Source organism: Saccharothrix sp. NRRL B-16314 (assembly GCF_000716595.1).
Classification (GTDB): domain Bacteria; phylum Actinomycetota; class Actinomycetes; order Mycobacteriales; family Pseudonocardiaceae; genus Actinosynnema.
On sequence record NZ_JNXC01000010.1, the window covers coordinates 84,796 to 108,036 of the forward strand.

A 23,241-nucleotide genomic window follows, 5' to 3' on the forward strand; every position below is an offset into this window, starting at 1 on the left:
CGGTAACCAGGTCAGGGGGACACGGCCTCCCGCGGAGCCTCCTCCACGCCCGTGCAGAGGGATTCGATCTCCCTCGCCGACCCCCAGGACTGGCTGACGCCGAAACCGCTGTGCCCGTAGCAGTGCACGATCCGGCCGCCGGGGCGGTGCTCGACGTCGAGCCGCGCCTTGTTCCTCGCCGCGCGCAGGCCGACCCGGTGCCCCAGGACCTCGGCGTCGCGCAGCCGGGGCTCCGCCGCCGCGCAGCGCTCGAGGATGCTCTCCGAGTCGGCGGGGTCGGGCAGCAGGTTCCAGTTGTGGTGCTGGGACACGCCGGCGAGCAGCACCTTGTTGCCGTGCGGGAAGAACCCGGTCCAGAAAGGACTCTCCACGCCCTCCATGTACCAGTGGTCGATACCGGGGTTGCGGACCACCACGTGCTGCCCGCGGACCGGGAACACCTCGTCGTCGTCCGCCAGGTGCTTCGCCCCGACGCCCGTGCAGTTCACCACGACCGGCGCCGTTTCGAGGCAAGTGGACAGGTCGTCCACGTGCCGCTGGACCAGCGTGCCGCCCGCCTCGTGGAACCGGCGCGACAGGTAGGCGAGGTAGCGCGGCATGTCGATCAGCGGAACCGTCGACCACCAGCCGAGCGGGAACCTGTCGCCCAGCTCGGCCTGGTCCACGAGTTCCAGCTCCGGCAGGTGCTCGTGGAACTCCTGCGGGCTGTCGAACAGGTCGGTCACGCCCAGGCCCCGGCCCAGCCGGACCCCGGTGTGGTCGTCGTCGAGCAGCGCGGTGAACTCGGTCAGGCCGACCAGGCTCCAGCGCAGCTCGCGGTCGGAGGTGTAGCCGGGCACCCAGAGCCCGCTGGCGGCGGCCGACGTCGACTGCAACGGGCCGCGCTCGGCCCAGATCGCGACATCGAGGCCCGCCTCGGCGAGGCACACCGCCGTGGTGAGGCCGATGACACCTGCCCCCACTACCACCGCGTCCGTCATCTTCACTCCCGCTCTCTCGTTCGGTGGCCCTGAGATCCGAAAACCGGTGACCGGCTCAGCGACCGGCGGGCGCGGTCGCCCGTTCCGCGGTGCCGACCTGGTACACGGTCGGGTCGAAGGTCCTGGTGCGCCGGCGGTAGCGCCACGCCCGCTGCGGCCAGTTCGTCACCACGCGGCCGGCGGCGTTCGTGTACCAGTTGCTGCACCCGGAGGTCCACGGCGTGTTGCGGAAGTTCCGCTCGATCCAGTCGACGTACTCGTCGTGCACGGTGTCGCGCACCGTCAACGAGGTGCCGGCGGGCAGTCCGGCCAGGTGGGTCACGGCGCCCTTGATGTACCGCATCTGGCTTTCGAGCATGTAGGGGATCGAGCCGCTGCCGAGGTCGGTGTTGGGGCCGTAGACGAGGAACATGTTCGGGAAGTGCTTGACGCTGATGCCCAGGTACGCCTCCGCCCCCTCCTTCCACGCGTCGGCGAGCAGGTGCCCGTCCCGGCCGGTGATCTCGATGTGGCCGAGGATGTCATCGGTGCGGAAGCCCGTGCCGTAGACGAGCACGTCGTGCGACCGGGCCTGCCCGTCCGCCGTCGTCACGCCGTCGGCGGTGATCTCCTCGATCCCGTCGACCACCACGTCGACGTTCGGCTTGGTCAGCGCCGGGTAGTACAGGCTGCTGAACAGCACCCGCTTGCAGCCGACCTGGTGGTCCGGCGTCAGCTTGGCGCGCAGCTCGGGATCGGGGACCTGCTTCTCCAGCTGCTTGAGCGCCATCGAGGCCATGACGTTGCTGAGCTTCGGCGAGCGGGCGAGGACCTGCTGGCCGAACTCCAGGAACGTCCAGTAGCCGAGGCGGTCGGCCATGCGCATGAACCGGGTGCCGAGGAAGCGCTTGAAGCCCTTGTCGTACGAGTAGTTGTGCACCGGCATGACGTACGGCGCGGAGCGCTGGTAGACGGTCAGCTTGCGGACCTGGCGCTGTAAGTGCGGCACGAACTGCAACGCCGAGGCGCCGGTGCCGATGACCCCGACGTCCTTGCCCTCCAGGTCGACGTCGTGCCGCCACTGCGCGGAGTGGAACGCCGGACCGGTGAAGTCCTCCCGGCCGCGGATCTCGGGCAACCTCGGCCTGGCCAGCGTGCCGACCGCGGGCACCAGCACGTCGCAGTGCCGCCGGGTGCCGTCCTCCGTCAGGACCTCCCACTGCCCGAGGTCCTCGTCGAACGTGGCCCGGACGACCCTGGAGTTGTACTCGATCTTCTCCGTGACGCCGTGCTCCGTGGCGACCCGCCGCAGGTAGGCCTGGATGTCCTTCTGGCCGGGGTACCGGGTGGAGAACCCGGTCTGCTTGGCGAAGCTGTAGGAGTACAGGGTGGACGGGACGTCGCAGGCCACACCGGGATACGTGTTGTCACGCCACACCCCGCCGAGGTCCGGGCCCTGCTCCAGGATGGTGACGTCCCGGATGCCTGCCTTGCCGAGGTTCACCGCCATCCCGAGACCGCCGATGCCACTGCCGATGATGATCACCCGCGGACCGCGGGACGGCTGCCTGCTCTGCATGGTGTCCTTTTCTTCGCTGGATGGGTGTTCCACCCGCCACGGACCCCCTGGGGTCAGATGACGACGACCAGGGCCAGGACCGCCAGCAGGACGCACAGCGGCGAGTAGACGAGCCGGTCCAGGCGCTGGTAGTCGGGGTTGGCGGGCTTGAAGACGTAGACGATGGGCTCGGCGATGCCGCGCAGCGCCATCACGGCGACCAGGCCCCAGAGGCCGAGGACGTAGAGCCAGTCGGCGACGAACGGCAGGCGCAGCGAAGGCCAGATGCCCGCCAGCGCCAGGTAGGCCGAGCCGAGCAGAGCGGCGCCGACGCCGACCGTCGCCACCGTCGGCGGGAGGGCTTCGGCGTCGGAGAAGACCTTGCGCAGCAGGTCGCGCTCGTCGCGGAACGGCCACATCACACCGGCCGCCCACATGAGGTGCAGGACGCCGGCGACGGTGAGCAGGATGGCGAGCAGGATGCCAGAGGCGACGATCACGGCTGGTGGCTCCGATTGTGCGGTGTCGGGTGGATGTTCAGCCCGCGGGGGCCGGTGTCCGGGTTGTCGCCCGGCGCCGGGCCCGAAGCGTGCTGTACGCCAGAGGGTCCCACCCGTCGGGGCGGTGGGGGAGGAGGGACGGGTCGCCCACCACTTCCCCGGCGTACACCTCGTGCATCAGCGGTCGGTCGAGGACCTGGCCCGCCGCGGCGACGCCGCTGCACATCACGCCGGTGATCCCGCTGCCGTACCTCGTGCTCTGCCCCACGACCCACAGGCCGCGGACGCTGGTGGCGGTGTCCGGGCGGGCGCCGGCGCGGCCCCAGGTCGCGACGCCGAACGGCGTGCCACCGGTGGACAGCGTGTACCGCTCCTGGGTCAGCGGCGTGCCCAGCTCGATGTGCGTCGCGCGGTCGCGCAGCGGCCCGAGGACCCGCTCGCCCGCGTCCACCACCGCGTCGGTGAACCGCTGCTTCTCCGCCAGGTACCGCGGTGACCTGCGGTAGTCGGTGCCCGCGTCGGTCGGGCCCTCCTCGACACCCCACACGGTCGGGTCCAACGGGCACAAGGTCATCAGCTCGATGCAGGACTCGCCCGACGGCGCGAGGTGACCGTCCTTTCGCGACCCCATGGAGACGAAGAGGAACTCCACCTGCTCCGGTTGCTCACCGGCGAGGAGGCGTCCGTAGTACCGCTCGATGTCGTCGCTGCCGTACCACCAGACGTTCGCCTCGTGCCGGTCCGCCAAGTCGTCCTTCAGCGCGACGTACACGGTGGCGAACGGCAGGCCCATCCGCGCCTCGCGGGTGAACCTGGCGATCGGACCGGGCAGGTGCTCCGCGCCCACCAGGTCCAGCATCGTCCGGCGGTAGTCCGCGTTGGACACCACGATGTCCGCGGTGATCGACTCGCCGTCGGCCAGCCGGACGCCGGTCGCCCGGCCGTCGGTGACGTCGATGCGGTCCACCCGCGCCTCGGTGCGGAACTCGCCGCCGTTGGCGCGCAGGACTTCCAGCAGGGTCGCGGCCAGCATCTGCCCGCCGCCCAGGGGGAAGTAGGCGCCGCGGATGTAGTGGTCCGTCACCACGGCGTGCATGCCGACCGTGGCGGTGGCGGGCTCGATGCCGTAGTTGGGTGACTGCGCGGCCAAAGCGGTGCGTGCGGCGGGTGACAGCCCGCACGTGTCGAACAGCGCGCTCAGCGTTCTGTTGCCCCACAAGCGCACGGCTTCCGAACCGGCCGGGTCGGCGGCGGCGGAACCGGCTACGAGGACGGCCCGCTTCGCCTCGCCGACGGCGCGCACGACGTCGAGGAACCGGTCGATCCCGTCGGCGTCGGCGGGCAGCATGCGGCGCAGTCGTTCGCGGTACAGCTCCCAGTCCGCGGGCACGTCCAGCGTCCCGCTGGGAGTGATCACCCGGTCGAAGCAGTCGGGGTCGAGCATGCGGAGCGGAACCCGGTCCTTCGCGCCGAGGCCCGCGAGCACCGCCGGCAGGATGCCGTCCTCGCCGCAGTCGCCCAGGTAGTGCACGCCCGCGTCGAAGAGGTAGCGGCCCCGCCTGCGGAACGCGTGGCTGTTGCCGCCGGCGACGTCGTACTGCTCCAGCACCAGCACCCGCCGCCCCGCCGCGGCCAGGTACGCGGCGGCGGTGAGGCCGCCGAGCCCCGAACCGACGACGACGACGTCCCAGTGCCGGTCCACCGGGCTCACCTGGTCCCGGTGTCGGGATCGGGCGGCAGCAGGCCGACGTTCCGGGCGCGCACGCCGAGCTGGAACCGGGAGCGGATGCCCAGTTCGCGCAACAGGTCCGCCACGTGGCGGCGGAACGTGCGCACCGAGACGCCCAACCGGGCGGACGCGGCGTCGTCCTTCAGGCCTTCGGCGAGCAGGGCGACGACCTGCGCCGTCAACGGCCGTTCCGCGATCCGCGTCAACCGCTCGTGGTCGGCCAGCGAGACGCCCTCCGACCAGCGCTCCTGGAACAGCGAGCGGACCACGTCCGAGGTGTGCGGGCAGTCGCTCATCATGGCCCGCCCGCCTTCCTGGCTCGGGCCGCTGAGCACCCGGTGGTCGTCCACGATGAGGAGGTCGCGCCCGGGGGACGGCACGATGCGCAGTTGCAGGCCGGGCTGCGCGCACAGACCCGGGGCGTGCCGGGCGAGGTCCGCCTCCGCGGCGGCGAGGACCGAGACCGGGATGCCGTGCCGCGTCTCGCCGATCGAGCCGACGACCTTGGCGAAGTGCGAGGTCGCGACCATGCACCGCACCGATTTCGTGGCGTTCGAGAGCAGAGCCCGGGTCGCCTCGCGCAGCGCGGCCACCGTCGGCAGGGGGGTGACCCCTCGGGTCGAACTCCGCGTCACCGCGGAATCGACGAGTTGGCGTACTTGCAGCAGGACCGACGCGGCGTCGATCTCTTGCTCGACGGGGCTCAGGTGGCCAGGGGGCATGCGGGATGAATCCTCTTTCGTCCGACCGCGCCCGGCGATTGCAGCAGGGCATGAGGTACGTGAGTGCGGGCGCTTGGGTCGCCGCCCTGATGTCATCACCACTCTATTGGCACCTCTCGTCGGGGAAGAGTTGCGCATGTGAGGCATTCTCGTGGGCCCCGGTGCACAAACAGGAATCCGTCGTGCTCGGCCGGACGGGTGTAATGGCCGTGTCCGGACAGCCTAATTACGAACCTGTCGGCGCACGGAGTGCTACCAAGCGTTCCATCGGACGCCTGATCACGATGCCCCGATCAACCGTCAGGGTCACATTGCGGTTCACACAAGTAGTGCCTGAAAGGACCATGGTGTCGCTTTGTGCCCCGTCGATCCGCACGGTGTGCACCATTGTGTCGCCGGGGGTCACCGGGCGGCCGAGGGTCACGTCGCCGTAGCTGCCGAGCATGGGCACCCCGGCCTGCCGGACGGTCGTCGGCCCGTCGGAGTCCTCCTCGGCGGCCCAGGTCGCCAGCACCAGCACCGCGGCGGCCTGGTTCCACGACTCCAGCAGCAGCGGCAGGGGATAGGACAGGTCAGGGCCGGTCGAGCCCCGGTACCAGGGCTCGGTGTAGGTCACCGCCTTGATCGCCTCGACCGACTCGCCGGGCGTCAAGGCGGTGACCCGGTCGATCAGCAGCATCGTGTCCCGGTGCGGGATGACGCCCTCGATCCACCCGATGTCGTGACCGGTCACGGCGTCGACTCGGCCGGCTCGTAGCGCAGCCGGACCCGGGCGCTCTCACCGCGCGGATTGCCGACCACGGCACGGCAGCGCCAAGCGCCGTCACGTCGCTGCCACGACATGTCGACCGTGATCACGTCGTCCGGGTACACCGGTTGGAGGAACCTGGCCGTCTCGATAGCGGCGAGCCGGTGCTCCACGGTCGCCCGTTCCGGGTGGGTCGCCAGTGCGCTCCGGTGGACGCTTTCGATCACGCAAACGCCGGGCAGGATCGGAAAGCCGGGGTAATGGCCTTCGAAACACGGTTCGTCGGCGGTGATGTGCAGGCTGGTTCGGGAACCCGGAGTTTGGGAAGTGGGATCCGTGTCGGCCAGCACATTCACCGCCGCCCGGACGGCGCGCACGGAGAGGTCGTTCACGACCGCGCCTCCGCCTTGGCCGAGACGAGCGCCCAGACCTCCGCGAAACTGCCCATGCTCGCCGTCTCGTCCTCCGCGAGCTTGATGCCGTACTCCCGCTCGATCGACACCATCACCTCGAGCGACAGCAACGAGTCGACGCCGAGGTCGTCGACGAAGCTCGCCTCGTCGGTCACCGAGGCGACCGGGACGTCGAGCGCGTCGGCCACGATCTCGCGCAGGCCTTCCTTGGTGACGTTCTGGGTGCTGGTCATCGTGTCCTCACAAGGTTCTCGGGGTGACAGGTGTCGGGTGACGGGTGTCGCGGGTGACGGGTCAGGGAGCCGGCAGCGGCCGGAGCAGCGCGCAGCCCACCGCGCCCGTCGGGTCGATGGCCGTGATCAGGGCGATCCGGCCCGCCGCGGAGTCGTCCTCGGCGGCGTGCACGAGCGCGGCGACGACGGCGAACATGGCGGCGGCGGCCGAGGTGTCGCCGAGCAGGTCGTCGCACGTGTGCGTGCGGAAGTCCGTGCCGAGCACGCCCGTCACGGCCTCGGACTCGGTGCCACCGGACCGGCTGGGCAGGTGCGCCCAGACGTCCTCGGCGGCGACGCGGGTGTCGTGCAACGTCCGGCGCACGCAGTCCGCCAGGACCTCGCGGGCGTCCTCGGGTCGCCGTGCCATGCCGAAGCGCACGCCGAGGATCTCGGCCAGGCCGGGACCGCCCTCCGGTCCGCCGACCTCCACGACCGCGCAGCCCTCGCCGAGGCGCGTGGTGTCACCGGGGTCGGTCAGCGCCCGCAGGTCGGCGCGCGCGGGGGAGTGCTCTTCGGCCGCGCCGCACAGGACGGTCTCCGCACGACCGGTGAGCAGGAGCCGGCGCGAGTAGTTCAGCGCGTGCAGGCCCGCGACCCGGCCACCGCCGACGGTCGCGTTCGGGCCGCGCAGCTGGAACCAGATCGCGGCCCGGCCCGCGGCGCAGTTCATCACCGTGTTCGGGAACTTCGCGGGATCGACGAAGAACGGCTTCTCACCGTCGAACGTGCTGCGGGTGAAGTCCATCATCGACTGGGCGCTGCCGGTGGTCGTGCCCAGCACGAGACCGCGCTCGGCGACGGGCGCGTCCGCGTCGAACGGCGCGGCGTCGGTCGGGTCGCCGGTGACCAGGCCGCCCACCGTCGCCACGGCGAGCGCCGTCACGCGGTCCAGCGACCGGGTGCCCTTCTTCCCGAGCAGGGTGCGCACCGGGAACGACGGGATGACCGCGGCGCTGCCACCGTGCTCGGCGGCGAAGGCGTCGGTCGGGTCGGGCTCGGGCAGGGCTCGCGTCAGCAGGCCGGACCGGTGCGCCTCGGGTCCGATGCCCAGCGTGGAGATGGCCGACCAGGACCGGATGACCGGTGTGCGGGCGGGGCTGCTCACGACTCGTACCTTCCCAGGATGACGACGGAGTTGTTGCCGCCGAAGGCCAACCCGTTGTTCTGGACCACTCGCAGGTCCGCGGTGACGGAGTGGTTGGGGACGCAGTCCACGGCGCACTCGGGGTCGGTGGTCTCGTGGTTGATCGTCGGCGGGATGAAACCGTGCTCGATGGCCAGCGCGCAGCCGATGGCGCCCAGGGCGCTGGCCGCGCCCATCGAGTGGCCCAGCATCGACTTCATCGACACCGTGCGCGGCATCTCCTTGCCGTAGACGTCGCGGATGGCGCTGGACTCGGTGACGTCGTTGGCCGCGGTCCCCGTGCCGTGCGCGGAGATGAGGTCCACCTCGCCGGGCTTCACCCCGGCGTCGGCGAGGGCCAGCCGGACGCAGTCCGCGATGCGGTCCTGGAACGGGGCCACCGGGTGGTGCGCGTCGCAGTTGAGGCCGTACCCGAGCACCTCCGCGTGAATTCGCGCCCCGCGCGCCAGCGCCGAGTCCAGGGCCTCGAGGACCAGGATGCCGCCGCCCTCGCCGGTCAGGATGCCCTTGCGGTCGGCGTCGAACGGCTGGCACACCTCGGGGGCGATGGTGCCGAGCCGGTAGAAGCCGGCGAACGTCTTCCGGCAGACGGCGTCCGCGCCGCCGCACAGCGCGATGTCGGCCTCGCCGAGGCGGATCGCGTCCAACCCGTAGCCGATGGCGTAGTTGCCCGCGGCGCACGCGGTCGCGATGGTGATCGTCTCCGCCTGCGCCAGGTTGAACTCCTGGGCGACCGCGGCGGACAGCGTGCCGACCGGTACCCGGCGGGCCATCGTCTCCGGTGAGTCGGCGACCGGGCGGCCGACCTCGTGCTCGACGATGCGGTCGAGCTCGTGCGCCTCGCCGTCGGTGGTGCCCACCGCGATCAACGTGCGCGCGCTCGCGAGGTCTTCCGCCGACAGGCCGGCGTCCGCGGTGGCGAGCCTGGCGGCGGCCAGCGCGAACTGGGTCGCGCGACCCACGTCCTCCGTGGCGACCTCCCGCTGCCAGCGGGTCGGGTCGAAGTCGGCGACCTCGCAGCCGTTCGAGTACTCGAACCCCTTGGTGTCGAACAACTCCATCGGGCGGGCGCCGCTCCTGCCCGCCCGCAGACCGTCGAGGAAATCGGTGACGCCGGTGCCGATGCTGGACACCGGGCCGAGTCCTGTGACGACCACTCGGCGCGCGGTGCCGCCGTGACCATCGCTCATTTTCGGGCTCCCGGAGGCGTTCTGGACGGGCCGCGCCCGCGATCGGACGCGCCGGACGTGCATGCCGCACAGTAGGGACCGCGTCGGGTCGGGACCTAGTGCTGCGCCCGCACCTCGCATGAAGCTGCTACCCGGTGCCGTGCCGCCCTGCATGATCTTGACAACCTTGCGGCTCGGCAGGGGCAACTGCCTGCCGGCGCGTCTACGGTCGGCCTCGATGCGATTCCGCTCCTTCTCCGAGTCGAGGTAGGCGATGACGAGCACTGTCGACGGCAGCACAGCGGCGTTACCCGGGAACACCGCCGGACCCGCCGCTCCCGCTTGGCGTTTCGGGGAGTTCGCCGAGGGTCTGCGTCAGATCGGCCTGGGCCACATGCCGCACACCGAAGGCATGTCCGGCATCCCCGAGGTCATGATGGGCGGGCGCAAACTCGTCAACTTCGCGCCCGTGAACTTCCTGAACCTGCACAGCCGCGAGGACGTCATGGGCGTCTTCACCGACGCGGCGCGCACCTACGGCCTGGCCACCGGCGGCGCCCGGATCAGCCAGGGCGTCACCAAGCCGCACGTGGACATGGAAGCCGAGCTGTGCCGCATCCTGGGCAAGGAGCGGGCCGTCGGCTACGCCACCGGCCTGGTGGCCAACATCGGCTTCATCCACGGCATGTCCAAGAGCATCAAGTGGACCGACGGCCTGGAGATGGACCACAGCGACGTGGTCTTCGTCTACGACCGCGAGAGCCACTGGAGCCTGTGGAAGGCCGCCGACCACCTCAAGTACGGCGAGCGGCTGTTCTCCTTCAAGCACAACAACGCCGAGGACCTGGAGAAGGTCCTCCAACGACTCCAGGGCAAGCGCGTCGTCGTGGTGTTCGAGAGCGTGTACTCCCTCGACGGCTCGGTCGCGCCGATGCACGACATCGTCGACGTCTGCGAGCGCTACGGCGCGCTGTCCTTCGTGGACGACGCGAACGGCTTCCTGGTCTACGGCCCCGCGCACCGGCCGTTCGCCGAGGAGTACGCGGGCATGCTGCGGTCCACGTTCATCATGGTGTCGCTGAAGAAGGCCGTCGGTCTGGAGGGCGGCCTGATCGTCGGCCCCAACGACCCCATCTTCTCCCTCGAACTGCTCGGCATGACCTCGGCGTTCACCGCGCAGGTCCAGCCGCCCACCGCGGCCACCGCCGCGTACGCGATGCGCCTGCTCACGCAGGACGAGCCCAAGATCGTCGACAACTACCTCGACCGGGTCGAGAAGTTCCGCGGCCTGCTGTCCGAGGAAGGTGTCCGCCTCTACCCGACGCCGTCGATCATGACGTCGCTGCACGTCGGCTCCGAGGAGAAGGGGATGCGGCTCAAGGCGAAGTTCCTGGAGCACGGCTACCGCATCCCGATCTACGTCTTCCCGGCCGCCAAGAAGAACAACAGCGTCATGCGGCTCATCCTGAACGCCTCGCACACGGACGAGCACATCGACGGCTTCATGACGCTCCTGCGGAAGTTCAAGGGCGAGTTCGACCTCTGAGCCCCGTCCGTCCCCCTTTGGAAAGCACTACGGAAGGAATACCCATGACCGCCAGCGTCGAGCAGCGAGTGGACCGCATCAAGGAGATCGTCTGCGACATCCTCGAACTGGAGCACGACGAGGTCACCGACACGGGCCTGTTCAAGGAGGACTACGGCGCGGACTCGCTGCTGTCGATCGAGATCCTCTCCTCGCTGGAGAAGGAGTTCGGCGTCGTCATCGACCAGGCCGAGATGTCCCGCATGGTCAACATGGAGGGCGTCGTCGAGGTCGTGACCGAGGCGATCGACCGCAAGTGACCGTGGCGCGGCCCAGGGTGCTGCGGCGGTCCTCGCGACCGCGCCGAACGAGTGGAGTTGGCGTGTGATGACCAGTTCTGTGGCAGGCGGACCGCGGTCGATCCGCGATGACGACGTCGTGGTCACCGGTATCGGTGTGATCTCCAGCATCGGGACCGGTGTGGCCGAGTTCGCCGCCGGTCTTCGCGCCGGGCGCAGCGGTGTCTCCCCGATCACCGCGTTCGACACCTCCGGGTTCGACCACGCCAACGGGTGCGAAGTGACCGACTTCGACCCGGGGCCGTGGGTGCGCACGCTCGACCCCGCGTCCCTGGGCCGGGCCGCCCAGTTCTCCGTCTCGGCGGCCAGGATGGCCGTCGAGGACGCCGGCATCGAGGCGGCCGAGCTGGCCGCCAAGCGGATGCTGGTGTCGATCGGCACCACCGACGGCGAGTCGTCCGACCTCGACCGCGTCGTCGCGGCGGACCTCGCGGGCGGCTCCGACGCGGTGGACCCGGTCGTGGCCGGCCGCACGTCGGCGAGCCGGCTCTCCGTCGCGGTGGCCCGCGAGCTGGGCCTCGTGGACGTGGAGACGATGACCATCGCCACCGCGTGCGCGGCCGGCAACTACACCATCGGCTACGGGTACGACGCCGTGCGGTCGGGCGAGGTCGACATGGTGCTCTGCGGCGGCGCGGACGCGTTGTGCCGCAAGACCTTCGCCTCGTTCTACCGGCTCGGCACGATCGCGCCGGACGTGTGCCGGCCGTTCGACGCCGACCGCCAGGGGATCCTCACCGGCGAGGGCGCCGGTGTGCTGGTCCTCGAGCGGTGGGGCGACGCGCGCAAGCGCGGCGCCCGGGTCTACGCCCGCATCCTGGGCTACGGCCTGAACTGCGACGCCACCCACCAGGTGGCCCCCGACCAGGACAGCGTGGCGCGCTGCATGGCGCTGGCGCTGGAGAACGCGGGCGTCAAGCCCGACGAGGTCGACCTGATCTCCGCGCACGGCACCGGCACCAGGGCCAACGACCTGACCGAGTCCAGCGCCATCCGCGAGGTCTACGGCGGCAAGCCGCCCCGCACCATCTCGATCAAGTCGATGCTCGGGCACGCGATGGGCGCGGCGAGCGCACTGGGCGCCATCGCGTGCGCCCTCGCGATCCACCGCGGGTTCATCCCGCCGACCATCAACCACCGCAGGACCGATCCGGAGCTGGGCATCGACTGCGTTCCCAACACCGCACTCGACGTGGCGCCCGCGATCGTCCAGAACAACGGCCTGGCCTTCGGCGGGAACAACGCCGTGGTGATCCTGGGCAGACACGAGGAGGAGAACCCGTGAGCAAGCGATGGGCGATCGCCGGCGTAGGAGCGCTGTCCAGCGTGGGGCGGACCGCCGAGGAGATGTTCGACAACCTCTGCGCGGGCAGGACCGGGCTCCGCACCCTGCGCGGGTTCACCGCCGAGTGGTACACGGCCCAACACCTGCACGAGATCGACGACCTCGACGCCTACCCGGACGTCGAGGGCCGGGCCACCCGCTTCCTGCTGGACGCGATCGGCCAGGCGCTGGCCGACGCCGGGATGCCGCAGGACCTGGCGGGCGTGCCCGTGCTGATCGGCACCGGGCTCCGCGAGCTGCGCAGCGTCGAGCTGTGGGCGCGCGGCCAGACGAAGCCCGACGAGCGCCGCCTGCACTTCGGCACCGCCCTGCGCGAGCGGTTCGGCGCCGACGACACCCACACGTTCTCCAACGCCTGCTCGGCGTCGCTCTACGCGCTGTCGCTCGCGGTCGACCTGCTCGACTCGGGTGAGCACGACACGGTCGTCGTCGCGGGCACCGACTCGATCACCGAGTCGATGTTCGGCGTGCTGGACCGGCTGCAGTCCGTGCCGCCCGAGCGGCTGCGCCCCTTCGACGTCAACCGCAAGGGCACCATCCTCGGCGAGGGCGCCTCGGCGATCGTGCTGCGGCGCGAACCGGCCGAGTCCGGCCGGGTCCGGGGCTGGCTGCGCGGCGTGGCGATCAACTGCGACGCCTTCCACGCGACCGCGCCCGAGCCGGGCAGCATCGCCGAGGTGATCCGGAGCGCGCACAGCGCCGCGGCGGTCCGGCCCGACCAGGTGGACCTCGTGCTGCTGCACGGGACCGGCACCATGGCCAACGACACCGGTGAGGCGACGGCCATGGCCGAGGTGTTCGGCACCGAGGTCAAGCACCCGGTGATGACGGCCATGAAGTCGATGACCGGCCACACCTCCGGCGCGTCCGGCCTGCACTCGCTGATCATGGCGCTGACGAGCATCGCGCAGGACCGCGTCAGCCCCACGCTCCACCTGGAGGACCAGATCCCGGTGGCCGCGGACTTCCGCATCGCCACCCGGGAACACCTCGGCGAAGGGCCCGTCGTGGCCCAGGTCAACGGTTTCGGCTTCGGCGGCGTCAACGCCGTCGCCATCGTGGAGGGAACGCGATGACCGCGGTACAGGAACGCGCAGAGCAGGACGGTTCCGGACAGGACGGTGTCCGGCAGGTCGTCGTCACCGGCGTCGGCTTCGCCCTGCCCGGCGTGGACGAGCCCGGTGACGTGGAACGCGGTCGTGACGCCGCCGCCGACGCGGTGGACCCCGCGGCCCACCTGGGCAAGAAGGGCCTGCGGTACAAGGACCACGCGACCCGCCTCGCCCTGGTCGCGGCGAAGGACGCGCTCGTGCGCTCCGGCCTGTGGGACGAGACGAACGGCCTGGCCGTCGACCCGCGCGACGTGGCCGTGCTGGCCAGCTCCAACCTGGGCAACCTCGACTCCGTCGCCGAGGTGGCCGCGCTCATCGGGCGCGAGGGCGGCACGCGGCTGGTCAGCCCCATCGCCACCCCGAACCTCTCCAGCAACGTGGTGTGCGCCGACATCGCCATCCGCTTCGGCCTGCGCGGGCCGAACATGATGGTGTGCAACGGCGCCACCTCCGGGTTGGACGCCCTGCGCTGGGCCGCGACGTGGCTGCGCTCCGGTCGTGCCCGGCACGCCCTTGTCGTGGGCGTCGAGCCGGACAACGACGTGAGCCGCGCCTTCGCCGGCGGCCAGGTGCTCGACGGCGCCGTGGCCGTCGTGGTCGAGCGCGACGACAGCACGGCCGGGCGCACCGTGCTCGGCGAGCTGGGCCCGGTGACGAGGTCCGGCCGGCTCGACCAGTCCGTCACCGCCGCGGGCGGCACCGACGACGCTTCCCGGGTGTGGCTCGTGCCCGAGGGCGACGGGATGTCCTCCGTGGTGCTGCCCGAGGCCGAGCGGGTCGACGTGTCCCGGGGCTGGGGCCGCACGTCCGGCGCGCACGGGCTCCTCCAGATCGCCGTGGGCACCGCACGGCTGGCCACCGGCACGTCCAGCGTCGTGGCCACCTGTGGCGGACCCGCCGACGACGCGATCGCCTCCGTCGTCCTTCGCGCGCCGCGGAGCGAGCCGTGCCAGGCCTGACGGCCACCCGGCCCGGCGTCGACAACCACACCCCGCTGATCCTGCTGCCGCGGTCCGAGCCCGCTCGTCCCGGTGCGCCCAGGGTCCTCCTGCTGCACGGGATGGCCAACAACGGCAACGTGTGGCAGCCGCTGTGCGAGGAGACCGGGGAGCAGTGGGAGATCTGGTCCGCCGAGTTGCCGTGGCGCAACGAGGGCGTCGGGTCCTGGGCGCACGAGGAGGACTCCGCGCGGTGGGTGGCGGAGGCGCTGACCGGCGTCACCGAGTCCGCCGGTCCGATCGACCTCGTCGTGGCGCACTCGTTCTCCGCCTCGCTGCTGCTCCGCGTGCTCGCCGAGGCGCCCGCTCCGGGTCCGCGCGCCGCCGTCCTGGTGTCGCCGTTCCACAAGCCGTCCCCGGACGACTTCGACTGGGCGATGCTCACCGGCCTGGCCACCACGTTCGTGGACGCCATGCGGGAGGGCATCCGGGTCGCCGCGGCCGGCCGGGGCAACCCGGAGCTGCACGACGCCGCGGCACTGCGGGTGTGCGAGCGGATCGGTCCCTACGCGTGGACCAGGTTCCTCCAGACCTACCTGAACTCGCCCTGGGTCGACCTGGACCGCGTCGACCTGCCGTGCCTGGTCCTGGCGGGGGAGGACGACCTCATCGCCCCGCCGGGTGACGCCAGGTCGCTCGCCCGGCGGCTGCCGTCGGCCCGGCTCGAACTGCTGCCCTCGTGCGGCCACTTCCCGATGGCGCAGGAGGCAGGCGCCTTCACCGGGAAGGTCGCCGACTTCCTCGCCACGCTCCCGCCTTTGCCCGTGACCCCGAACCCGTGAAACGGAGACGAGAACCGAGATGACCAGCATCGCGGTCAAGACGCTGCTGTCGGAGACGACGAGCGTCACCTACACGCCAGGCTACGAGGGCGCCAACATCGGCACCATCATCGGCTTCAAGCACGTGAACTACCTCGTGGAGAAGGCGGTCATCGAGCACTTCCGCCGCTGCGGCCTCGCGGTCGGCGCGCTCTACGAGAGCAGCGGCGTCGGCTTCGACATCATCGACGTGAAGACCAAGCTCAGCGCCGCGCTGCTGGTCGACGACGACGTCGACGCCGTGGTCACGCCCACGACCGGCGAGTCCGGGAACGTCGCCTCCTTCTCCGTGGAGCTGACGGTCCAGCGCGACGGCGCGCCCAAGCGCGCGGTCCGGTCCAAGGTGCAGGTGCAGTTCCGCCGGGACGAGGACGAGCGCCGCATGACGAAGCGCGCCCCGCTGCCCGAGGGCCTGGACCGCTTCGTGGTCGACCGCATCGGCGGCTCCGAGCCGGGCGACGCGATCACCGACGCCGGCGCCCCGCTCATGTCCGGCGCGTCCAGCGACGACGACCCGGTCAGCCGCAAGCTGGTCGAGGGCCGCAACGCCTACGCCTGGCGCTTCAAGGTCCCCTACCCCTACATCCACTTCTTCGAGCGCCTGCAGATGTCGGCCTACCTGCGGCTGATGGAAGAGGCGAAGTACCGCTTCGTCGAGGCGCGGGGCTGCTCGATCGGCGGCATGCTCACCGAGCGCAACTGGATCCCGGCGGTGTCCGCGAACTCCGTGACGATCATGGACGAAGTCCTCATGGAAGAGGACCTCTACATCGTCTACTCCGTCAAGGACATCTTCAAGAACATGCTCTACACGGCGACGATGGACTGCTACGTCGTCCGCGACGGCAAGCTCGTCCAGACCGCCACCGGCGAGATCACGCACTGCTACGTGATGGTGGAGAACGGCAAGGAGGCCGTCATGGTCCCCTGGGACGAGCGCGTCGTGACCGCCTTCTCGTCCGCACCCAGCCAGGCATGAGCGCGCCGGTCATCACGGCCTGGTCGGCCCTGTCACCGTTCGGCGGGGACACCGCCGCCTTCCGCGACGGTGTCCTCGGCCTTCCCGCCACCCCCGCCGGGGAGCCGGGCGCGGAGGCGCGCCCCCTGCTGGTCCCGGGCTTCGACGTGAAGCAGGCGTTGGGGCGGCGGGGCACCCGCGCCATGGACCGGGCGACCGCCCTGGCCGTGGTGGCCGTGCGCGACCTGCTCGACTCCGTCCCCGACCGGCGCGAGCGCGCCACGGGCCCCACCGGCGCGATCGTGCTGGGGACGACGATGGGCAGCGCGGCGTCGGCGATGCAGATCACCCGCGACTCCCTCACCGGGGAGAAGCCGTTCTACGTCGAGGCCGCGCGCGTCCCGAACGCGATCATGAACTGCCCGGCCGGCCAGAGTGCCATCTGGCAGCAGGTCAAGGGCCCCAACACGACGCTGGCGGGTGGCCGCGCCGCCGGTCTGCTGGGGCTGCGGTACTCGCGCCGACTGCTCGACGCCGGCCGGGCGTCGGCGGTGCTGTGCGGCGCGGTGGAGGAGTTCAGCCCGCAGCGGCAGCTGCTGGAGGAACGCGGGCGACCGGCCGCCGACGAGCCCGTCCGGCTCGGCGAGGGCGCCGCCGTCCTGATGGTGGAGCACGCCCTCGCGGTGGCGCCGGAGGACGTCCTGGCCGAAGTCCTGGCCGTGGAGTCCGGGGTGCACGGACCCGAGGACGCGGCGGACCGCATCGCCGGCTGCGTCACCAGGACCCTGAACGCCGGTGGTGTCGCGCCGGAGGAGCTGTGGGCGGTCAGCACGGTTCCCCGCACCGCCGAGGACCGGCTGGTCGAGACGCAAGCGCTGGACACCGCCCTCGGCTCGGCCACCCCGACGCGCTTCCCGCTGGAGTCACCGTGGGGCGATGCCGGCGCGGTGACGGCGGTGTTCCAGATCGCGTCGGTGCTGGCGACCGCACACCGCGAAGGCGGCGCGGGCAGACCGGTGCTGATCCTCGCGGTCGACCCGGACGGCCTGCACGCCGCCGCGCTTCTGAGGATCGGAGAACCCTCGTGATCGACGCCGACGGCATCCGCGCCGTCCTCCCGCACCGCCCGCCCATGCTGCTGGTCGACCGCGTCGACGAGTGCGTCGACGGTGAGAGCATCCGCGCCGTCCGCCAGGTGGTGGCGACCGAACCGTGGTTCGCCGCGACCGGCGCGCCCGTCGACGACGCGTACCCGCAGGCGTTGGTACTGGAGTCGTGGGCGCAGACGGCCGGGGTGCTGGTGACCAAGGAGTCGCCGAACCCCGATGTGCTGAGCGGCACCGTCATGCTCTTCGGCTCGGCCTCGGGCGTGGAGTTCCACGGGCAGGTGACAGCCGGCCAGGTGATGGAGCACCACGTGACCATCGGCAGGGTGATCGGCGATTCGGTGGTCGCCGGCGGGCGGACGGTCGTCGACGGCACGACGGTGATGACCGTGGACCAGATCATCATGATGTTTCAGCCCGCGAGTGTGTTGCGCCCGCAGGCTGTCGGCAAGGAAGAGAGCCATGCCTGACATGCAAGCAAGTGCTCCGGTCGCGTTCGTCAGCGGCGGTTCGCGCGGTATCGGGCGGGCAGTGGTCCGCCGGCTCGCCGAGGACGGCTTCGACGTCGCCTTCTGCTACGCCTCGAACGCCGACGCGGCGACCGCGGTGGAGAAGGAGGTCGCCGAGCTCGGCCGCACCGCGCTGGCGATCCGCGCGGACGTCGCCGACGCGGCGTCGGTGCGCTCGGCCGTGGCGGACACCGAGTCGACCCTCGGCCCGATCACCGCGGTGGTGACGTCGGCGGGCATCACCCGCGACAACCCGCTGCTGCTGATGAAGGACCACGAGTGGAACGACGTGATCAGCGTCAACCTCGACGGGGTCTACAACGTCTGCCGCGCCGTCGTCTTCGAGATGATGAAGCGCAAGCGCGGCTCCATCGTGAACCTGTCGTCGGTGGCCGGCGTGTACGGCAACGCCACGCAGTCCAACTACGCCGCGTCCAAGGCGGGCATCATCGGCCTGTCGAAGTCGCTGGCCAAGGAGTTGGGCCGGGCCAACATCCGGGTCAACGTGGTGGCGCCCGGCTTCATCGAGACCGACATGACGGCCGCGGTCGACCCCAAGGTGCTGGACAAGATGCTCGGCAACATCCCGCTGAAGCGGGTGGGCACGGCCGACGAGGTGGCCGACCTGGTCTCGTTCCTGACCTCCGACCGCGCGGCCTACATCACCGGCGGCGTCTTCCAGATCGACGGCGGCATCAGCATCTGAGGAGCGACATGAGCAAGGCACCCAAGCGACCGCGCTGGTACTTCTCCCTGAGGAGTCCCTACTCGTGGTTCGCCTACCGCGACCTGGTCGAGAAGTACCCCGACGTCGCCGACGCCATCGAGTGGATCCCGTTCTTCGAGCCGGACGAGCAGAGCACCGGGATGCTCGGCGAAGCGGGCGTCGACCTGGCCGTGGTGGCCATGGCGCGGGCCAAGAACTTCTACATCCTCCAGGACACGGCCCGGATGGCCGCGGCGCGCGGCTGGAAGATGACGTGGCCGGTGGACCGCAACCCGGTGTGGGAGGTCGCCCACTTCGGCTGGTTCGTCGCCGAGGACGCGGGCGTCGGCCGGCAGTACTGCGACCGGGTCTACTCGGCCCGCTGGGAGCAGAACCTGGACGTCAGCGACCGGTCGGTCATCCACGCCATCGCGACGGACCTCGGTATCGACGCGGACAAGGCCGCCAACGCCTCGGACGACCCGGAGATGCGTCAGCGCGGCCTGGACACCCTGGTCCGCTGCGCGAAGGACGGGATGTTCGGCGTCCCCTTCTTCATCAACGGCCGCAACAAGTTCTTCGGCGTCGACCGGCTGCGCGCCTTCGTCGCGGACGTGCGCGGCGACGTGTACTCCGAGGTCGAGCAGGCCTGGGACGCCGAGTACCTGGACTTCCCCGAATTCAGCGTCCCCGGCGCCGACCACGGCCACGCCGGTGGCTGCGGCTGACCGCCGACCTCCCCGAAAGGACATGAGATGACCGACTCCACCGCCACTCCCACCATCGACGCGGCCGAGCTGCGCGAGCTCGTCGCCGACGTGCTGGACCTCCCGATCGAGAAGATCACCGACGACGCGCACTTCGTCGAGGACCTGGGCGTCGACTCGCTGCTGTCGCTCGAACTGGCGGTCTCGCTCGAGCGCCACTACCAGATCAAGATCGAGTCGAACGAGGTGTCGGACGTGGTGCGCATGCGCGACGTCCTCCGCCTGCTCGACGGCAAGCTGGCAGGCCGCTGACCTTCCACCGACCACACCACCGGGGAGAAACGTGAACCACCTCTGGCATCCCTTCGCCGACATGGCCGCGGTCGAAAAAGCGGGCGAGTTCGTGGTGGACTCCGGTGACGGGGTCTGGATCACCGACGTGGACGGCAACCGCTACCTGGATGCCACCGCCGGGCTGTGGTTCGCGAACGTCGGCCACGGCCGGGCCGAACTCGCCGACGCCGCGGCCAGGCAGATGCGCAAGCTGGCCGCGTACTCCACCTTCGGCGACGTCGCGACCCGGCCGACCCTCGAACTCGCGGAGCGGCTGGCGGACATCTCGCCGATGGCCGACACGAAGGTGTTCTTCACCAGCGGCGGGTCGGACTCGGTCGAGACGGCGGTCAAGCTCGCCCGCCGCTACTGGCACGAGCTGGGCAAGCCGGACCGGACCCACGTCATCGGCCGCGGGTTCGGCTACCACGGCATGCACGCCGCGGGTACGTCGCTGTCGGGGCTGCCGTCGAACAAGGCGGACCACGGGACGCTGTTCCCGGACACCGCGACCGTGACGTGGGACGACCCGGCCGACCTGGTCGCGGCGATCGAGCGGCTCACCCCGGAGCGGGTGGCGGCGTTCATCTGCGAGCCGGTGATCGGGGCGGGTGGCGTGATGCCACCACCGCCCGGTTACCTGGCCGAGGTGCGCCGCATCTGCCGGCAGTACGACGTCCTGTTCATCGCGGACGAGGTTGTCACCGGCTACGGACGGCTCGGCCACTGGTTCGCCAGCGGCCGGTTCGGGCTGGAACCGGACATGATCGTCACGGCCAAGGGGCTCACGTCCGGCTACGCCCCGATGGGCGCGGTGCTCGTGGGACCGCGGGTCAGCGAACCGTTCTTCCAGCCGGGAGGCGGGGTGTGGTGGCGGCACGGCTACACCTACTCCGGCCACGCCATGTGCGCCGCGGTCGCCCTGGCCAACCTCGACCTGATCGAGCGGGAGGACCTGATCCGCTCGGCCGCGTCGTTGGAGGGCGTGATCGTGGAGCACGTCGGTCGCCTGGCCGCGCACCCCGCCGTGACCGAAGTCCGTTGCGGCGTAGGCGCTCTGGCGGGCGTGCAGCTCAAGAACGCCGCGTCCGCGCAGGACGCCGTGCGCGCCGCGCGTGCCCACGGCGTGAGCACCAGGGCGATGGGGGCGGGCGCGTTGCAGGTCTCACCGGCGTTCGTCGCCACGGGTGCGGACGTCGCCCGCATCGCCGCCGGCCTGTCCGCCGCGCTCGACACCCTGGTCGAGCCGCACATCCCCGATCCCCGCAGTGACGGAGCGTCGGGATGAGCGCCGTCGTGGTCACCGGCACGGGTGCGTTGTCGGCGGTGTGCGCCGATCCGGCGGACCTGTGGCAGGCCATGACCGAGCGGCGGGAACCCGTGCCGGAGCCCGCACCGGGGATCGGTCCCGAGTGCGGCCCGGGGCTGTGGCGGCGGATCGCCGACCCGTTGTTGGACCGGGCCCGTGAGCAGCTTCCTTCCGCCGGGCGCTCGACCCACGCGGCCTGGACGGCGGTGAGCCAGGCCGTCGCGCAGGCGCGGTTGACCGATGCCGACGCGGTTCGGATGGCGGTCATCGTGGCCGGCGGTGTCGGTGACGTCGAGCAGGCGGAGCGGTGGCGCGGGGGTGAGGCCGCGCCGGCGCACTGGCCGCCCACGCACCGGTCGGCCGCCGTGATCGCCGATCGGCTCGGCGCACGCCAGGCCGCCCTGGACCTCTCGAACGCCTGCGCGGGCGGTGCCTACGCGATGGCCCTCGGTGCCGGGATGATCGCGGACGGCACGGCGGACGTCGTGGTCGCCGCGGGGGTGGAGACCGCCTCCCGGCTGATCACCGCGAGCTTCAACCGACTCGGCGCGCTCGACCCGGAAGGGTGCCGGCCGTTCGACCGGAACCGGGCGGGCACGAGCCTCGCCGAGGGAGCCGGTGCGGTCGTGCTGGAGTCCACCGAGCGTGCGCGCGGCCGGGGCGTTCCCGTCCTGGGCGTGGTGGCGGGCCACGGCTGGACGTGCGACGCACACCACGCCACCGCGCCGGACCCCAGCGGTGAGCGGATCACCGCGGCCATGCGCCGTGCGATCGAACGGGCGGATGTCCGTGCCGACGACGTGGGTGTCGTGGTGCCCCACGCGACGGGGACGCCGTTGAGCGACGTCACCGAATCCACCGCTCTGGGTGCCGTGCTGGGCAGTCGGCTGGGCGATGTCCCGGTCTACAGCACGAAAGCCGCCCTCGGCCACACCGGTGCTGCTTCGGGTCTGCTGTCCGCCGTCGCGGCATTGGCGGTGCTGCGGCACGGAATCGTTCCGCCGAACATCGCCGTGAAGGAATCGGATCCGGATTGTCCGGTTTGGGTTCCTTCGGAAGAGGTCGCGGTGCGCGGGAGCCACGCTCTCGTCAACGCGTTCGCATTCGGTGGCCACAACATCTGCTTAGTCCTGGCCCCCGCGGAGGACCGACCGTGACGACCCACGCCCTTTCCCCGCTGCCGGTCGGCGACCCGGTGCGCGAACTCGTCGTCACCGGTGTCGGCGTGTGCGCACCGCCCGCCGAAGCCGCTCCGGACTGGTTCGACTACCGGACCGAATTGAGCGCACAGGGCTACAAATACGTTCCGCGTGCGGCGCAGTACCTGTTGGCGGCGGCGAAGCGGGCATTGGTGGACGCCCGGCTGGAGTCGGACGGGCCGGACGACCGGTGCGGCGTGGTGCTGGGTTCGAACAACTGCGCCTCGCAGTTGCACGCCGACATCGACCGGGAGGTCGCGAACACCGGCATCCGGTTCCTGCGGCCCGCCACGGTGCCGTACTTCTCGGTGAACCTGTTCCTGGCGCGCCTGGGCATCGAGCACGGCTGGCGGGGGTTCACCCTGGCCCTGCACAGCCCCGCGACGGCCGGGGTGGAGACGGTGCAGCACGGGTTCCGCGTGGTGCGTGACGGAGACGTCGACTGGCTCGTCCTCGGCGCCACCGAGACCCCGCCCGACACGGCCCACCCTGGGCTGCCAGATGGCTTGTCGGCTGCTGCCCCGCCCGAGACCGGCCTGTCGGACCTTGGCCCGTTGGCAGCCGCCGTGCCCGGAGCCGCCCTTCCAGCAGCAGCCGCCGCCGACGACGGCGCGGCGGTGCTGATCGTCGAACCGGCCTCCCGTGCGGCTGTCCGCGGCGCGCGGGTCTACGGGACCTTGGCGTCCTCATCGCTGTTCGTCCCGCCCTCGCTCGCAGCACGCGACGCGGACGGCGAGGTCGACCGGCTGCGCACCGTGCTCGCCGCACACGGCGTCTCCGCGGACACACCCGTCCGACTCCTCGGCGATTCCTCACCGGTCACCGACGTGGTGGCCCGAGCCCTCCCCGGCGCCCGCAGCCGCACCGTCGGGCCGGGCTGCCTGAGCCCCCTCCTCGACGTCGCCGACATCCTCCGCTCGGGTGGCCCGAGCACGGCGGTGGTGTGCGCGAACGCGCTGGGGACAGTCGCCGTGACCATGGTCGTTCCCGCCCGCCCTGCTTCGGGAGGAAATCCGTGACCGCAGTCATCCCGCCCA

General features: G+C 71.3%; 25 protein-coding genes. 15 read left to right on the plus strand and 10 right to left on the minus strand.

All coding sequences use genetic code 11. The features are described 5' to 3' along the window. Positions 1 to 11 precede the first annotated feature (11 nt). The 10 genes from OQ02_RS17560 to OQ02_RS17605 form a co-directional block, all read right to left on the minus strand. Complete coding sequence (locus tag OQ02_RS17560; RefSeq protein WP_033439620.1) at positions 12 to 980, minus strand: FAD-dependent oxidoreductase; 969 nt, start codon at positions 978 to 980, stop codon at positions 12 to 14. Between the two features lie 55 nt (positions 981 to 1,035). Further along, positions 1,036 to 2,538 carry a flavin-containing monooxygenase gene (locus OQ02_RS17565; RefSeq protein ID WP_033439533.1) on the minus strand — a complete coding sequence of 501 codons (1,503 nt, stop codon included), beginning with the start codon at positions 2,536 to 2,538 and terminating at the stop codon, positions 1,036 to 1,038. A gap of 53 nt (positions 2,539 to 2,591) precedes the next feature. Next, the gene (locus tag OQ02_RS17570; RefSeq protein ID WP_033439534.1) at positions 2,592 to 3,017 is read right to left on the minus strand and encodes a DUF3995 domain-containing protein; all 426 of its coding nucleotides are present in this window, start codon (positions 3,015 to 3,017) and stop codon (positions 2,592 to 2,594) included. A gap of 37 nt (positions 3,018 to 3,054) precedes the next feature. After that, the gene (locus OQ02_RS17575) at positions 3,055 to 4,719 is read right to left on the minus strand and encodes a phytoene desaturase family protein (protein WP_081915722.1); all 1,665 of its coding nucleotides are present in this window, start codon (positions 4,717 to 4,719) and stop codon (positions 3,055 to 3,057) included. 5 nt (positions 4,720 to 4,724) lie between these two features. Next, positions 4,725 to 5,468 carry a response regulator transcription factor gene (locus tag OQ02_RS41035; protein WP_051772453.1) on the minus strand — a complete coding sequence of 248 codons (744 nt, stop codon included), beginning with the start codon at positions 5,466 to 5,468 and terminating at the stop codon, positions 4,725 to 4,727. Between the two features lie 226 nt (positions 5,469 to 5,694). Beyond that, positions 5,695 to 6,201 carry a 3-hydroxyacyl-ACP dehydratase FabZ family protein gene (locus tag OQ02_RS17585; RefSeq protein ID WP_051772454.1) on the minus strand — a complete coding sequence of 169 codons (507 nt, stop codon included), beginning with the start codon at positions 6,199 to 6,201 and terminating at the stop codon, positions 5,695 to 5,697. Further along, the gene (locus tag OQ02_RS17590; protein WP_033439623.1) at positions 6,198 to 6,593 is read right to left on the minus strand and encodes a 3-hydroxyacyl-ACP dehydratase FabZ family protein; all 396 of its coding nucleotides are present in this window, start codon (positions 6,591 to 6,593) and stop codon (positions 6,198 to 6,200) included. Before OQ02_RS17590 ends, OQ02_RS17585 begins: the two co-directional genes overlap by 4 nt. 11 nt (positions 6,594 to 6,604) lie before the next feature. Then, positions 6,605 to 6,862 (minus strand): acyl carrier protein, encoded by a 258-nt coding sequence (locus tag OQ02_RS17595; RefSeq protein WP_033439536.1) that lies wholly within the window; start codon positions 6,860 to 6,862, stop codon positions 6,605 to 6,607. 61 nt (positions 6,863 to 6,923) lie between these two features. Then, on the minus strand, positions 6,924 to 8,009 hold the full coding sequence (locus OQ02_RS17600) for a beta-ketoacyl synthase N-terminal-like domain-containing protein (RefSeq protein ID WP_033439537.1): 1,086 nt from the start codon (positions 8,007 to 8,009) through the stop codon (positions 6,924 to 6,926). Continuing rightward, entirely contained in the window at positions 8,006 to 9,238 is a 1,233-nt protein-coding gene (locus tag OQ02_RS17605; RefSeq protein ID WP_033439538.1) for a beta-ketoacyl-[acyl-carrier-protein] synthase family protein, read from the minus strand. Before OQ02_RS17605 ends, OQ02_RS17600 begins: the two co-directional genes overlap by 4 nt. 253 nt (positions 9,239 to 9,491) lie before the next feature. Here OQ02_RS17605 and OQ02_RS17610 point away from each other — a divergent pair, with 253 nt between their 5' ends. From OQ02_RS17610 to OQ02_RS17680, 15 genes are all read left to right on the plus strand, one after another. Next, complete coding sequence (locus tag OQ02_RS17610) at positions 9,492 to 10,763, plus strand: aminotransferase class I/II-fold pyridoxal phosphate-dependent enzyme (protein ID WP_051772456.1); 1,272 nt, start codon at positions 9,492 to 9,494, stop codon at positions 10,761 to 10,763. A 44-nt stretch (positions 10,764 to 10,807) separates the two neighbouring features. After that, entirely contained in the window at positions 10,808 to 11,062 is a 255-nt protein-coding gene (locus OQ02_RS17615; protein WP_033439539.1) for an acyl carrier protein, read from the plus strand. Between the two features lie 67 nt (positions 11,063 to 11,129). Continuing rightward, positions 11,130 to 12,386: a beta-ketoacyl-[acyl-carrier-protein] synthase family protein gene (locus OQ02_RS17620; RefSeq protein ID WP_033439540.1), complete on the plus strand. Its 1,257-nt coding sequence runs from the start codon at positions 11,130 to 11,132 to the stop codon at positions 12,384 to 12,386. Then, the gene (locus OQ02_RS17625) at positions 12,383 to 13,522 is read left to right on the plus strand and encodes a beta-ketoacyl synthase N-terminal-like domain-containing protein (protein ID WP_051772457.1); all 1,140 of its coding nucleotides are present in this window, start codon (positions 12,383 to 12,385) and stop codon (positions 13,520 to 13,522) included. Before OQ02_RS17620 ends, OQ02_RS17625 begins: the two co-directional genes overlap by 4 nt. After that, a complete protein-coding gene (locus tag OQ02_RS17630) occupies positions 13,519 to 14,517 on the plus strand; it encodes a beta-ketoacyl synthase N-terminal-like domain-containing protein (protein WP_051772458.1) in 999 nt (332 codons plus the stop codon). Before OQ02_RS17625 ends, OQ02_RS17630 begins: the two co-directional genes overlap by 4 nt. Beyond that, the gene (locus OQ02_RS17635; protein ID WP_051772459.1) at positions 14,505 to 15,338 is read left to right on the plus strand and encodes an alpha/beta fold hydrolase; all 834 of its coding nucleotides are present in this window, start codon (positions 14,505 to 14,507) and stop codon (positions 15,336 to 15,338) included. The genes OQ02_RS17630 and OQ02_RS17635 overlap by 13 nt, the downstream gene beginning before the upstream one ends. A gap of 19 nt (positions 15,339 to 15,357) precedes the next feature. Continuing rightward, positions 15,358 to 16,356: a thioesterase family protein gene (locus OQ02_RS17640; RefSeq protein WP_033439541.1), complete on the plus strand. Its 999-nt coding sequence runs from the start codon at positions 15,358 to 15,360 to the stop codon at positions 16,354 to 16,356. Further along, complete coding sequence (locus tag OQ02_RS17645) at positions 16,353 to 17,423, plus strand: beta-ketoacyl synthase N-terminal-like domain-containing protein (protein WP_033439542.1); 1,071 nt, start codon at positions 16,353 to 16,355, stop codon at positions 17,421 to 17,423. The genes OQ02_RS17640 and OQ02_RS17645 overlap by 4 nt, the downstream gene beginning before the upstream one ends. Further along, positions 17,420 to 17,911 (plus strand): 3-hydroxyacyl-ACP dehydratase FabZ family protein, encoded by a 492-nt coding sequence (locus OQ02_RS17650; RefSeq protein WP_033439543.1) that lies wholly within the window; start codon positions 17,420 to 17,422, stop codon positions 17,909 to 17,911. Before OQ02_RS17645 ends, OQ02_RS17650 begins: the two co-directional genes overlap by 4 nt. Beyond that, complete coding sequence (gene fabG, locus OQ02_RS17655) at positions 17,904 to 18,656, plus strand: 3-oxoacyl-[acyl-carrier-protein] reductase (RefSeq protein ID WP_231500087.1); 753 nt, start codon at positions 17,904 to 17,906, stop codon at positions 18,654 to 18,656. Before OQ02_RS17650 ends, fabG begins: the two co-directional genes overlap by 8 nt. A gap of 8 nt (positions 18,657 to 18,664) precedes the next feature. Continuing rightward, positions 18,665 to 19,384 (plus strand): 2-hydroxychromene-2-carboxylate isomerase, encoded by a 720-nt coding sequence (locus OQ02_RS17660; RefSeq protein WP_033439545.1) that lies wholly within the window; start codon positions 18,665 to 18,667, stop codon positions 19,382 to 19,384. A gap of 27 nt (positions 19,385 to 19,411) precedes the next feature. Then, positions 19,412 to 19,675, plus strand: a complete 264-nt coding sequence (locus OQ02_RS17665; RefSeq protein ID WP_033439546.1) for an acyl carrier protein — start codon at positions 19,412 to 19,414, stop codon at positions 19,673 to 19,675. Positions 19,676 to 19,706: 31 nt separating this feature from the next. Continuing rightward, positions 19,707 to 20,984, plus strand: a complete 1,278-nt coding sequence (locus OQ02_RS17670; RefSeq protein WP_231500088.1) for an aminotransferase family protein — start codon at positions 19,707 to 19,709, stop codon at positions 20,982 to 20,984. Next, on the plus strand, positions 20,981 to 22,162 hold the full coding sequence (locus OQ02_RS17675; protein WP_033439547.1) for a beta-ketoacyl-[acyl-carrier-protein] synthase family protein: 1,182 nt from the start codon (positions 20,981 to 20,983) through the stop codon (positions 22,160 to 22,162). Before OQ02_RS17670 ends, OQ02_RS17675 begins: the two co-directional genes overlap by 4 nt. Then, positions 22,159 to 23,223, plus strand: a complete 1,065-nt coding sequence (locus tag OQ02_RS17680) for a beta-ketoacyl synthase N-terminal-like domain-containing protein (protein WP_051772461.1) — start codon at positions 22,159 to 22,161, stop codon at positions 23,221 to 23,223. Before OQ02_RS17675 ends, OQ02_RS17680 begins: the two co-directional genes overlap by 4 nt. Positions 23,224 to 23,241 lie beyond the last annotated feature (18 nt).